Raw genomic sequence first — 14015 nt, 5'->3', positions numbered from 1 at the left:
GGCGTAGTGTTGATCTTTTTCAAGAGTATTGAGTTCTAAAGCGAATGCTAACTGTTTCCTCAAAGAAGAGCCCTCAAAACACACTTCTAGATCTGGTTTGTTTACAAAAATTCTATCGCTTATCAGATTCAGTTTGTATGTCATGTTTTCGGCTCTCAAAAAACAAAATAACTACAACATCTTGGCTATTTTTTTAAAGGAGGAAGAGTACATTTGTAACCAAAGTCCTTAAAGGAAATAGCATGAATTTAACCATTGAAAACATACTTTTAGTAGGATCCTTACTGCTTCTCGTGAGTATATTGGCGGGTAAGACCTCTTATAAGTTTGGCGTTCCCACGTTATTGCTCTTTTTAGGCATAGGAATGTTGGCTGGTTCTGATGGGATTGGGGGCATTCGCTTTGATGATCCACAGTTGGCACAATTTATAGGCATCGTATCCCTAAACTTTATATTGTTTTCTGGTGGTTTAGATACCAACTGGGCCGCTGTAAAGCCCATTCTGCGCGAAGGGATTATGCTATCTACATTAGGCGTATTGATAACGGCCGTTTCGTTGGGCACCTTTGTATGGTGTGTTACAGACTTTACCATTTACGAAAGTTTACTCTTGGGCTCCATCGTATCTTCTACAGATGCCGCTGCGGTATTTTCAATTTTACGTTCAAAAAGTTTAGCGCTCAAAACCAATTTAAGACCAACTTTAGAGCTAGAGAGCGGTAGTAACGATCCAATGGCCTACGTGCTCACCATCGCATTTTTGACTTTGGTGATCAATCAAGACCAAAGCTTCTTATCCATCATTCCGTTGTTCTTGCAGCAAATGATTTTAGGGGGAATAGGAGGTATCGCTTTTGGGGTGTCTAGTAAGTATATCATTAATAAAATCAAATTAGACTTTGAAGGTCTTTACCCTGTATTGGTCATTACCCTCATGTTCATTACATTTTCAGCTACAGATTTTGTTGGCGGCAATGGGTTTTTGGCTATTTACATTTGTGCCGTTTATTTAGGTAACCAAGACCTTATTCATAAAAAAACCATCCTAAAGATGTTTGATGGCTTAGCGTGGCTCATGCAAATTGTCTTGTTCCTTATCTTAGGTCTGCTTGTATTTCCTTCACAAATCATTCCGTATATGGGCATTGGTTTACTCATTTCCATGTTTTTAATTGTCGTGGCCCGTCCCATCGGCGTATTTATGAGCCTCATGTTTTTTAAAATGAAACTAAAAAGGCGGTTCTACATTTCTTGGGTCGGTTTGCGTGGCGCTGTACCAATTGTATTTGCCACATATCCGCTTTTGGCAGGAATAGACAAGGCCAATATGATTTTTAACGTAGTATTTTTTATCTCTGTCACGTCCATATTAATTCAAGGCACAACGCTTTCCATTATTGCAAAATGGCTTAATGTTGGACTGCCAGAGACACAAAAGAAATTAAGCGCAACAGATTTACTTTTGGCAGAAAATCCCAGAGCCGAAATGAAAGAGCTTCTCATTACTCCAAACTGCGCTGCTGTAGATAAAAATATTGTAGAATTAGGCTTTCCTAAAAATGCAATTATAGCAATGATTAAAAGGGAAAATGCCTCTATCATTCCAAATGGACTAACCACAATCAAGGCACAAGATACCTTGATTGTTCTTGCAGACAGGCCTAAGATTTTTGAGGAGGTAAACACCGTTCTTAAAAAGGAATTTTAACAAGAAATCTGTATACCGATTGGGATTCACTTACACTCATTACAAAAGACAACTTTTAAAACTACAACCCCAATTCTTACAACTCCTGAAAGGAACAGTTATTCAAACACTAATTTTAAAAACACAAGGTGTTGATAACCAAAAGCTAAATATAAAAAGTTCTCTAAATAACATATATTTGTTTGAATAAAAGTTGCCAGTAATTTAAACTAAACGAAAACTGATAGAAACACATAAAAATATAAAGAGCAATGGTAAATTTATCCTTGCTAATTTTGTTAAATTTTAATCACATGAAAATATTAATCTTTCTTTTCGGTATTTTAGTTTTTACGTCATGTAATAATAATGACGATGATAACACAACAGAACAAAACCAGTATGAAACCATTGGAGAATGGCATTTAATCACTTATAGATGTTGTTTATTCGAATCTTATGAGTATACTGATGAAATTACTTGGATTTTTAATCCCGATAATACAATTGATATCGCAATAGATTCAGGAACCAATGTAAGCTCAAATATGCCTTTTAATTCTAGTGGGAATTACACATACAATATCAATGAAAATGAAGACAGGGATGAAATAATAATTGATGGTATAACTTACTATTATTTAACGAGTAATACAGGTACACAATTAATAATAGAAGATGAGATAGGTTTTTCGGCGGATGGTTTATTATTGCTTTTTGAGAAAATAGAATAAAAACTACTGGCAACACAGTGTATAATTAATTGCTTGGTTTTATACTACTTAGGAACATTCCTACGGAATATTCTATCTGTGATTTATTTGCTAAATTAGTTGCTTAACCACGCAATTAACCATATACAACAAAGTTGCCAAAAATAGTTCAAGAATGATTCATTTTTCAAAAATACTATCTAAGAAGACTGCGATATTAATTCTATTTATTGCTGCTATTAATTTAACCTACAGTCAGAATGATATAGACAAAAGGGATAAATTGCTAAACCAAGCATTTAGAGAATGGAAAAGTGGTGATTGTGAAAAATCAACATTATTATATAAAGAAGCATTTAAAATTAGTAAACCTAAATATGGTTCTCCATATTTAAACTTAGCATTTTGTGAATATCAAAATCACAATTATTCCAATGCAATTACCTGGATTAGAGAATCAATTAAAATTGGTGGAGCATCTAAGGAATATATATTAAATTTTGAAAATTTTAGTGAAATAAAAACAGAAGAATTCTTTCAAGATGTATTTGATGATTATGATGAATTGATTCAAGAATACTATTCATCAATACCTAATCTTAGCCTCTATTTGAAAATCAAAGAATTAATTTGTAGAGATCATTTTGCAAGAAGTTCTGGTAAATATTTAAATGGCTATAGTGAATCTCAATACCAGGATGCAATTCAGCAATTCAATATTGCAATGTCAAATAATGATACTATAACAGGATTAAAACTAAAAAATACAATTCTAGCCCCTCCGGAAGAAAAGCATAGAGAAACTATTTCAGATCTAACCCGTAGAGTTGATTCCCTAAATATTAGAAGACTCATTGAAATTACTCAGGAATCAGGTTGGCAGAATCAAGCGTGGATTTTACTATATCGACATATAGATAGTTATGACGAAAACAATTTTATATGGAATCATTTTATACCACTTATAAATAAAGAAATTGAAAACGGAACTGTTAGAAAAAATTTCTGGGCTGTTTTTAATTATGTGAGAAATAATAGTGACAGTAAAGGCGGTAGCGACTTGTGGAAATTAGATGAAAATTAGATTATAACATTCACTACTTTAGGCAACAACGGTTAATCGCTAATAAGCGGCACCGTTAGAAAGAAAATAATTAATTTGACCAGCGAACCAATACTAAGCCGACATATCCGTGTCCCTTACTCCGCCAACTGGCGATAACCGAGACCGTTGCCAATAACGTGAGAAAAATAACGAACAACAATTCAATTGAGGAAAATTACAATTTCCTCGAAGATATTATTGACTCCCATATTTCCGAGCTTTTAAAAGACCGGATAAAAAATCAACAGAAAATTTTAGAAATTTGTCATTTAGGTAAGTTTTTGATTTTTTTTAACGGAGACTTAAATATTTCCCAAATATCTGAAAAACCAGATTTTATTCTAAATGATGGAAAAATAAAAATTGGATTGGAACACCAAATTATTGTTGATTTCAAACCAAAAGAACGTGAAGGGTTCTTTAAAAACATATTTGACCGAGCAGAAGAACTTTTGAAAGCAGACAATACTCTACCAAACTTTTTAGCTAATTGCTACATCAAACCTTATGTTAATTTTAAAATCAATCAAAAAGAAGAATTAATTGAAACAGTTAGGGTTATCATTAAAGAATATGTACTAAACAATAATTTACCGGACAACCCAATTATCGATAGAATTACTCATACACCACACTCTCAAAAAAGTGTTTCATCAAATTTAGGAGCTTGGTGGAGAAAAGATATTTCAGCTAAAATAGTTGAAAAAGCAGTAGGAAAAAAAGAAAAAAAATTAGTGAACTATCGAAAAACTGGAATTCTGGAACAATGGCTTCTACTTGTTATTGGAAGTACAGGAGAAAGCTCATATGATATGAACAAAGATTTTGAAATGGAACTTAAAACAAACTTTAATAGAGTTTATATTTTGGAGGATTTTTATAATAATTTATATCAATTAAAATAAAAACACTATTGGTAACAAAGTACTGTGGTAAAAAACAAGTAAAATTCCATTAATTTCTCACTAGCTTACTCTTATATTCTTGATCAAATATCAAACCTGATTTAGCTATAGCAAATGCTTGTTTCAACAGCTTATTGCATACCGCTATTAGCGCAAGTTTTTTGCTCTTTCCCTTAGCGACGATTCGCTCATATAAATCACGACAATCTTTATTGTATTGACAAGCGTTAAAACTGCACATAAATAATAAATTTCTAAGTTTCTGGTTTCCTATTTTACTTATTCGTGGCCTCCCTTTTACACTGCTTCCACTTTGCCGTATCACTGGCGTTAAACCTGCGTAACTGCATAACTCACCTGCACTTGTAAAACGATCAAATCCACCTGTTAAAACCACTAGCGTAATGGCTGTTTTAGGACCTATACCAGGTATGGTTTTTAATCGCGTTAACAAATCTTGATGAACCTCTTTTACCAAAACTAATAACTTGTCCTCTAATAGTTTTATCTCTCTCTGGAGCTGTCTTAAACTACGTTTTAAAGACGTCAACACGACCTTACTAGGATTGCCCAATACAGACTCACCATGTAATTTGTTTTTAAGCATAGTGCTCTGTTTTGTATAAACAGAAAGAGCTCTATTGATTTGAAGACATTCTATTTCATTCTTAGAGTTGCCTTTCCAAAGCTTTAAGTCCACCTGCTCTGCATAAGAACAAATAAGTTTTGAATCGCTCTTGTCGGTCTTAATTTTTGATAAGCCCATCTGAATAAAACGTTTAACAGATAATGGATTCTCTACAGATACTTTTATACCTGATTCTAATAAATGGTACGCTAACTGATAATGATAATAACCCGTAGCTTCCATTACACAATGACTAGTGTTATTTAAGAGTTTTGTAAACTTCTCAAAGCCCAATCCATTGTTTTTAAACTGATAATAATTACCATCAGAATCTGTAACATCGAATACTAACGCACTAATGTCAATACCAAAATATTTAATATCTTTATTCATAAGAAAATGTTTTTTGAAAGGACAATCTACGCGAGTTTCAACGACTTGAAAGCGAGGTCTAAAAGCCTCATAGAACTGTACGAAATCTGTGTAGAAAAGAGAGGGGGTTTTCAATGTTGACGAGATCTAGGTCTCTGCGTGTATATTAACCTTATTCCTCTCTTTTGTCTTTTCTGTTTTATACTTAAATTTAGTGAATTGTAAACTTAAGACGTGTATAATTAATGGCTAGTTTTAGCTTGCTTACGAAAATCCTTACGGATTTTCTATTCCGTTTTTATTTGTTAAATTAGTGGCTTAGACACGCCACTAATTATATACATCAACGTTTTAGTGAATAAAACCTAAATCTAGAAAATGAAGATAGTGATTGCGAAAATATTTATGATAGGTATAATGATTTCTAACCTAAATGCTCAAGAGTTCAAAGAAAGTAACGGAGTATTTATAAACTTTGAACAATTTAAGTCAAATGAGCCTTGTCCATTGGAATCTATAGATTTAAAAGAACGAAGTGAGTTGTTCTTATCAGTAAACAATATTGAATCTGATTGTAAATTTAAAAAAGTAAATAAAATTATCGCTATATCATTTGATAATGAGATTTATTATAATATGCGTTTTAATGTTGAGTTTTTAACAAAGAATAAATTTTCCAAACTTCAAGTTAAAGGGAAGTATTGCGCATTCATGGTAGACGAATCATATCCGGAAAATATTCAAGGACAGGCAGGATTCAATACAGATGGACTTATAGGAGAGATTATTTTAGGTGCGAACGGTAAGAATAAAATTTATTATTTAGATACATCTAAAGGATATAAAACAAAAGTTTTGACAAAGAATAGACTTAAAGAACTATTGAGTCAAGAAAAGGATCTTTTAGATTCATTTAATAAAGAGAACGATATTACAGCGGAATTGTATTTGAACTACCTAGAAAGATTAAATAAAAAATTTGAAAATAAATAAGTTATTCACTACAACAATGTGTGTAATTCATTGCAAGTTATTACCTACTTACGAAAGTCCTCGCAGACTTTCTATCTGTGATTTAGTTGCTAAATTAGTTGCTTAACCACGCAACTAACTACACACAATTACATTGTAGCACATCTTTAGAAAGGCCCAATTGTAACATTTTCGATTCAATTAATACAAATGTGTTTAAAGTAGTAATTGAATTATAATAACTTAAAACCCATTAAAGATGAATACATTAAAAATCAAAAATGATGCAATTCTAATAAATTCTATTGGTCAAGAATTGCTATTTTTAAAAGAAGATAGAATTAGTAATAATTTAGGACAACCACTTGGCTATTTTAAAGAAAACTTCCTCTACAATATGAGTGATCAGAAATTAGGTTCCTATAAAGGACAAGAAATTATTAATCTTCAAGAAGAAGTTATTGGAAAAGTCGACAATGATGAGGTAATAAATTTATACGGACAGCCCATTATGAAAATTATTGGAAAAAAGAATGAGGACAAAATTAAAATTGGAACTACTTTCTTTTTCTTCTTTTAATAATAAATGAGGTCTTAAAGAGAAAAACACCGTGTATAATTTATTGCCAGTGCAAGTCAACTTAAGAAAATCCTCTCGAATTTTCTATTCGGTTTTTATTTGCCAAAACAACTCAATAGCCTTTAGAAAAACACGTAGAAAACATTATAAACCAACTATGAAAGGTATTTATATTACAATCATATTATGTTTTTTTATAAGCTAAGAATCATCTCAAAAAGTTGTTAAAGTAACAAAGTGTCAAAAAATTAAAAAAATAAGTTCAAAGAAATTTTGAATGAAAAATATATTACTGTTAACAATAATGATACAGCTGCCATTGATGAAATCATATTTGAATGCGTTTATTCTGCATTACACACTCAAAGTAATGTATGACGACTATGGGAAATGGAATGAGGAAATTTAATCGAGTAACAGAAATCACCCAATTCTAATTTGGAAAAATATTGACATATTTTTAAACGGAAAGAAATATAGAATTCTAACAAAAGGACTTTAGGAATGGAAACATATTTACGCATCTATTATGATTTTAGATGAAAATGAGAAATATATTTTTTGACAATGCTGTTCAGTTCTTGAAACTGAAAGAATAAATATATGATAACAACAATTACCTTTAATTTACGACTTTTATAGATTCTATAATGATTTTAGTTTGGCTTCCATTTAAAGAGTTGGGGATCATACCGTAAATATGTGTTTGTAAGGAGCGTGATAATTATTTATAATTTAAGACAATCACTTGTTCCATTATCATAAACATTGTTTAGGTCTTATGACAAATTATCTAGTATAGTATATTTTGTTATTCTTTCAAGAAGTGATTTTGTTGAGTTCACATAACAAAGCCACCTCTGTTGGCTGCAAAGGGTTGGTCACGCCCATGAACCTAAAGCCTAAACAGAGGTTCACCCGTAGGTAAGCCATGTCAAAGCCATATAAACCTCATGTCGTACTTGTATTAACATCATGGCGCATCCATGTAAGATCTCTATAATTTTATTTTAAAATGCTATTATCAAGGATTGGGGCAGATTAAAGCGTTCATAAGTTGCTAGAGGAAGGCTTTTTAAGTTGTTATATCCAATGTGAAGTCTTATTTTCATCAGTTAAAAAGTAACCGAGCCAACTAACTTGTAACAAAACAGATTATAGAGTGTCCTATAATTATGAAACATTATTCATATAACCAATCAATTAATGACAAATCTTTTTAAAGTATCAATCTACACCATCCTATTGGTGTTGCCTTTGCTGAGTGCATGGGCACAAGAATGCAACTGCACCAATTCCTTTGAAATAGCTCGAAATGCTTACGAGAAAAATTATTCTCTCTTCAAATATAAAGTTACCGATGAGAATAGGGATTTGTATGAGGCGCATTCGGATATCATGTTCGAAAAAGCTAAGAAAACAACAAATTTGAATGACTGTAAAGTAGTGTTGGAACGCTGGCTGTCTTTTTTTAGGGACGGACACGCCTACATTATGATGTCTAATGACCAAAATGGTGAAATCTATAGTGAACACATAGATCTCACAGAGAATGAATTTAAATCAAATTATCAAAAGAAATCTTACGATTCCAACCCTCTTTTAGGCATTTGGAAAAATGGTGGTTATACTGTAGCGATAATACCAAGTCCGCAAAATAATACTAAAGAAAGGGATTATGTTGGTGTTGTGTTGGAAAGTAGTAATCCAGCTTGGAAAAAGGGCGAAGTGAAACTAGAATTCAATACTGTTTTTGGCACCTCGTATGATATCAACTATATGATGGGAGATCACTCAATCAAAAAGACCTTTGGGAAACAAACAGATCGTGGTGTGCTTGAAATTGATGATCTCAGCGAATGGACGAAGCTATGGCCAGAAGTTGAAAATATTAAAAAACAGAGTGAGATTGAGCTTAAATACGATCAATTTCATATCGCTTATGTTGATAAAGTCCCATATCTAAGATTACCAGACTTCTATTCGGTAGAACCAAGTTATGTTGATAGTCTAATGCAAGCACATCACGATAGAATTATAGCTTCAGATGTATTTATAGTGGATATTAGGGGTAACGGTGGTGGTAGCGACGGAACGTACTTTCCAGTACTACCCTATGTTTTAAATGGTCCAATAGAACTTCCCTTCAATGGCTTTTGGCTCAGTGAGGATAACACAGAGTATCTTATAAACGCCATGGCTGCCAGCAAGGAGCTCACACTTGATGAATATAAACAGAAAGATAAAAAGGAATACGAGTCTTTTATAAATAACAAAGGCACATCTTATTTTAAAGGTGAAGGGACATGGACATTTACAACAGATACTATTTACAAGGGGCCTAAAAAGGTTATTATATTAATTGATGAAGGGGTAGGTAGCTCTGGTGAAACCTTTGTATATCGGGCTAATCAAAGTGATAGGGTAGTAGTATATGGTCAAAACACTGCTGGCGTAGTGGACGGATTTAATGGCTTCCCTCAAGATCTTGGTTGTCTTACAGCGGTATTTCCCACGTCTTACAGAGCACCAGACATAGCGACAAACCCTATTGATCCCTACGGTATTGCGCCAGATGTCTATGTTGATAAAGAAATCGATGTACTGTCCTATGCAATAGAACATATGAGGCGTTTACTTGAACTTGACAGTACAAATGAATAGAATGAGTCTGTTACAAGAAGTTTTTCTTGATAACAAATTATTTTACTTCTATATCGGCTAGTAATAGTATAAGCAGGTTTGGCCTAAAGTTCTATGTTTTTTTAAGATACGCCATGAAACCACAAATAAAAAGTTGACAAATCATTAGCGGCACTAACGTAAAAAAATTAAGAAATGAAAAATAAAGTACAGTCATATCGTTTAGAAAAAATATGACACAAAGCCAATTAGCTAAAAACACGTTGTACTTTAGTATTGCAATTTTTAAACCGAACTTTTCTTCTAAAACTGAATTTAGCTCATCTTCCATCAAAAATTATATTTAAGTAAATATAGGCTATGTAGAGTCCGTTAGACTTACTTTTTTTAATATAAAATAAATGATAAAGTGAGAGTGACATAATTTTTGTGCTTCGATTTCCACCGATGCACTAAAAAAATACTGACTTCAAAATAAAGTTTACCAACTTGATTACATTTATTTATATCAATCTGGTGGAGCTTTCTGAAACTTTAAGAGTTATACTGAATGAGCCCCTTTTAGACTATTATCATTTGATAGCAATTAAAATTTCAAAACTAAAAATCCTTTAAATCAAAGATTTAAAGGATTTTTTGATGCCTTTCAAAGGACTTTTAGCGGAGAATGAGGAACTATCTAATATCCTGTAAATATCTATATTACAGTGTTTTATAAATAAAATATTTAATAAACGCACCGAATTACGTACCTCAATTTTAACTGATTAGAATACAGTTATTTATCTGTTTTATACATTTGGCGAAAGGTTCTGAAAAGCAAAATCACATACTTTTTCCCAATAAAATAGAATATTAAAAAAAAATAAATTCTCAGGAATATAAATTTTATAGCTCGCAAATTTTTTTAAAATTGAGTGCAATAATTAATTAATAATATTGCTTTCAGAAACAAAGTCTTAATAAGAATCGCATATAATTTTCGTTATTCAAGTTAAGGGTGTCTTTGAATGATTACTCAAAAACGACTTTAGATCTAAAGTTTCTACCGTAAACCAAAATAACTAAATAAGAAAAAATGATGATAATAAAAAAAGAATTTTATTCATCAATTGATATAAAATCTGATGATGGTGCAATAGTTAAATCAGTACTCAACTTAGAAAGCTGGATTCAACGTTTTGTGTATGATTAGTAGCGTGGTTAAGCAACTAATTTAGTAAACAAAAACTTGCCAGAGAAAATTCCGAAGGAATTTTTAATATAAGCAATAGCCATAGCAATTAATTATACACTGCTTAAGTTAGCATTTTATCAAATTAGGTTATAAATCAGAAAGAACAAAAAAGAGGATCAAGGTTATATACGCAGAAGTTTAAGACTTCGTCAACATTGGAAACCCCCTCTCTTTTCTACACAGATTCCGTACAGTTCTATGAGGCTTTTTTTTTTCAGGTACAACATAGGAACAACATTTTGCTTGTTTTCTTTAGCAAATTAAAAATGACGTGTTTTAGTTGCAAATTATTTCAATCAACTAAAATTTGATTAGAGTCTATAAAATTTATTAATTTTATTTTTAAAATATAAGGCTAAAAACCGACCCTTCACCATCAATACTTTTCACTAAGATTTTTCCTTTGTGTAGCATCATGATTTGCTTGCAAAGGCTTAACCCAATGCCACTTCCAGCTGCTTTACTCGTGAAAAATGGTACAAATATATTTTCTAACAAGTCTTGCGGAATGCCTGAACCATTATCATAAACCTTAATCATGATATCGCGAGTTGGACTTTGGGATGCAATAACTTTAATTTGTGCGCCCTCTTGGTCTTTACAAGCATCAACCGCGTTTAGAACAAGGTTTATCAAAACCTGCTCTATCAAATGCACGTCAATATCCAACTCTAGTTTTGGAGGGGTGATATCAAATTCAATTGCAATGGATTTTGATTCTATTGAGGGTTGCATCAATAACTGGATGTTTTCAAATAGTGCTGAAGCGCTGGTTCTTTGTAATTTAAGTTGTGTGACCTTACTTAAACTTCTATACGTTTTGGCGAATTGTAATAAGCCCTCGCTTCGGTTTTTGATGGTTTTAATGCCGGCATTCAAATCTTCCAATTCTAATTTTGATTGGGGATCTGAGATATTGATTTGAACATTGCGTTGAAGTGTATCGGCTAAAGATGAAATAGGGGCAATGCTGTTCATAATTTCATGGGTCATCACGCTCAGCAATTTTTTCCATGATTCCGATTCATTTTTATTTAAGGTATCGTCTATATTCTGAATCACGATAAGTTTAAAAGCATCAGCTTCCACCTGAAACACTGTATCGGAAATCAATATTTTTATGGTTTCATTTTGAAGTGCGATAGACATAGAATTCGGCTCCCGATGATAGGTTTCAAAAACAATATTGAACAAATCTGGTTTTCGATTTTCAACAAAACGAATGTTTTTAAAAGAAGGCATGTCCAGAATTTCGCCAAACGTATCGTTGCTCCAAAGCACATCACCACTTTCAATATTAAAAGCGATGATACCGATATCTACCATCTCCAATATCTTCTGTAAATAGACATATTGGGCTTCATTTTGGGAGTTAATTTCCTTTATGGTTCTGTTGATTTCGTTAAAACCTGTGTAAAGAAACCGAATATCGCTTGGACCTCTATCTTCTGGAAACCAGCGTGAGAAATCTCGATATTTTACCGCTTCAAAAAAATCATCCATCGCTAAAAAACGGCGTTTTATAAACGAATACAGGTTTGAAATAAGATATAAGACCGCCAAACTAACAATGCTAATATAGACCGTTTGACCTTTATATATAAAATAGGCTAGCCCGAAAAGTGCAGCCACCAATAGAAGAATCCTAAAAAAAAGTTTGAAAATGTAACTTCTATAGTTCATACTTGTCGAGACGTCTATAAAGTGCAGCCCTTGTAATACCTAAGTCTTTTGCAGATTTAGAAACATTGCCCTTATTTTTTTCCAATACTTTTACGATGGCATTTTTTTCAATGTCATCTAAATTGGTTGTAGATATGCCGGGATTTGGAGTGGAGGCCCTTTCAATGGTTGAAAACACCAAGTCTTCTGGATTTAAAACGTTGCCATCGGTCATAATGACTGCACGTTCCAACACATATTGAAGCTCTCTTACATTACCCGGAAAATCGTGTTTTTTTAATTTTGTAATAAACCCAGAATCAAAGTTAAACGGACTCTTGTTATATTTTTCGGCATAAATCGTTACAAAATGTTTAGCTAATTCTGTAATGTCTGTCCCTCGCTCTCTTAATGGTGGTACAATGATATCAACGGTATTAATACGATAAATTAAATCTTTTCTGAATTTTTTCTCATCGGCCAGGATTTTTGGGTCAATATTAGTGGCGCAAATCAATCTAATATCGATGGGGATTGGCTCATTAGAGCCTAGAGGTGTTACTTGTCTGTTTTGCAAAACAGTTAACAATCGCGCTTGTTGATCAAGACTAATGTTTCCTATTTCATCGAGGAACAAAGTCCCGCCGTGAGCGGCTTCAAACCGCCCTTTTCTATCTTCACGAGCATCAGTAAATGCTCCTTTTTTATATCCGAACAATTCACTTTCAAAAAGTGAAGACGTCAATGCACCAACATCTACCTTTACAAATGGATGATGTCGTCGATTGGATTGGTCATGGAGCGCTTTTGCAACCAAATCTTTACCCGTTCCGTTCTCGCCTAAAATCAAAATATTGGCTTCGGTGGGGGCCACTTTTTTTAGTTTGGTAAAGACGTCATTCATTTCATCGCTACTCCCAATAATATCAACACCTCCAGAAATGAGATGGTCTTTTTTTGGTTGTAGGGATTTTTTTGACTCTAGAATATCCTTTATGGTTTGAATGATTTTCTCATTCTTCCAAGGCTTGACCAAAAAATCTGAAGCACCCTCCTTCAAGCCTCTAATGGCCAAATCGATATCGGCATAAGCCGTCATTAAAATGACTTCGATTCCGGGTTTCTCGTCTTTGATATGGTTGAGCCAAAAAATACCTTCATTACCAGAGTTTACCAATCCGCTAAAATTCATATCTAAGATAACGATATCAAACAGGTTTCGGTTAATTAGGGCATCTATATTACCAGGATTTTTCTCTATCACTACTTCCTTAACGAGTGGCTTTAACAGCAAACGCAAAGCGGTTAGTACGTCCTGGTCGTCGTCTATAATTAATATGTTGGCGTTTTTTATAAGCATCATTACAATAATACAATGAAAAGGTTTAAACCACTTCAAAAATAATACAAACTTCAAAATGAAAATTTTAGCTTCTGAAAACTGTACATTAATGAACATAAACTGTATCAAAAGCGGACACTTCCAATTTTGGTAAATTATATAAAACAC

Annotated in this window: 10 protein-coding genes; 7 read left to right on the top strand and 3 right to left on the bottom strand. The window is 32.7% G+C overall.

Annotated elements, in window-relative coordinates:
* Positions 1-242: 242 nt before the first annotated feature.
* From P176_RS0101475 to P176_RS0101460, 4 genes are all read left to right on the top strand, one after another.
* Positions 243-1709: a potassium/proton antiporter gene (locus P176_RS0101475; RefSeq protein ID WP_026753037.1), complete on the top strand. Its 1467-nt coding sequence runs from the start codon at positions 243-245 to the stop codon at positions 1707-1709.
* A 293-nt stretch (positions 1710-2002) separates the two neighbouring features.
* Positions 2003-2422: a hypothetical protein gene (locus tag P176_RS0101470; RefSeq protein ID WP_026753036.1), complete on the top strand. Its 420-nt coding sequence runs from the start codon at positions 2003-2005 to the stop codon at positions 2420-2422.
* A 154-nt stretch (positions 2423-2576) separates the two neighbouring features.
* Positions 2577-3485, top strand: a complete 909-nt coding sequence (locus P176_RS0101465; RefSeq protein ID WP_026753035.1) for a hypothetical protein — start codon at positions 2577-2579, stop codon at positions 3483-3485.
* Positions 3486-3643: 158 nt separating this feature from the next.
* Positions 3644-4411 (top strand): hypothetical protein, encoded by a 768-nt coding sequence (locus P176_RS0101460; RefSeq protein WP_026753034.1) that lies wholly within the window; start codon positions 3644-3646, stop codon positions 4409-4411.
* Positions 4412-4460: 49 nt separating this feature from the next.
* On the opposite strand, the gene P176_RS0101455 is transcribed toward P176_RS0101460, so the two are convergent.
* On the bottom strand, positions 4461-5432 hold the full coding sequence (locus tag P176_RS0101455) for an IS110 family transposase (RefSeq protein WP_026753033.1): 972 nt from the start codon (positions 5430-5432) through the stop codon (positions 4461-4463).
* A gap of 357 nt (positions 5433-5789) precedes the next feature.
* Between P176_RS0101455 and P176_RS0101450 the strand changes: the two genes are divergently transcribed.
* The 3 genes from P176_RS0101450 to P176_RS0101440 all read left to right on the top strand — a co-directional run bounded on the left by P176_RS0101450 (position 5790) and on the right by P176_RS0101440 (position 9627).
* Positions 5790-6404 (top strand): DUF6563 family protein, encoded by a 615-nt coding sequence (locus P176_RS0101450; protein WP_037348617.1) that lies wholly within the window; start codon positions 5790-5792, stop codon positions 6402-6404.
* A 238-nt stretch (positions 6405-6642) separates the two neighbouring features.
* The gene (locus tag P176_RS0101445; RefSeq protein WP_026753031.1) at positions 6643-6963 is read left to right on the top strand and encodes a 5-fold beta-flower protein; all 321 of its coding nucleotides are present in this window, start codon (positions 6643-6645) and stop codon (positions 6961-6963) included.
* A gap of 1206 nt (positions 6964-8169) precedes the next feature.
* Positions 8170-9627 carry a S41 family peptidase gene (locus tag P176_RS0101440; RefSeq protein ID WP_026753030.1) on the top strand — a complete coding sequence of 486 codons (1458 nt, stop codon included), beginning with the start codon at positions 8170-8172 and terminating at the stop codon, positions 9625-9627.
* A gap of 1558 nt (positions 9628-11185) precedes the next feature.
* Here the strand turns inward: P176_RS0101440 and P176_RS0101430 are convergent.
* Together P176_RS0101430 and P176_RS0101425 are read right to left on the bottom strand one after the other, a co-directional pair.
* Positions 11186-12526, bottom strand: coding sequence for a PAS domain-containing sensor histidine kinase (locus P176_RS0101430; RefSeq protein ID WP_026753028.1), 1341 nt, complete (start codon positions 12524-12526; stop codon positions 11186-11188).
* On the bottom strand, positions 12516-13865 hold the full coding sequence (locus P176_RS0101425; protein ID WP_026753027.1) for a sigma-54 dependent transcriptional regulator: 1350 nt from the start codon (positions 13863-13865) through the stop codon (positions 12516-12518). Before P176_RS0101425 ends, P176_RS0101430 begins: the two co-directional genes overlap by 11 nt.
* Positions 13866-14015 lie beyond the last annotated feature (150 nt).

It is taken from the genome of Sediminibacter sp. Hel_I_10 (genome assembly GCF_000688335.1).
In the GTDB taxonomy this organism is placed as follows: Bacteria; Bacteroidota; Bacteroidia; order Flavobacteriales; family Flavobacteriaceae; genus Psychroserpens.
Note: the sequence above shows the minus strand (reverse complement) of the source record. Positions and strands in the feature narration are given on the sequence as shown.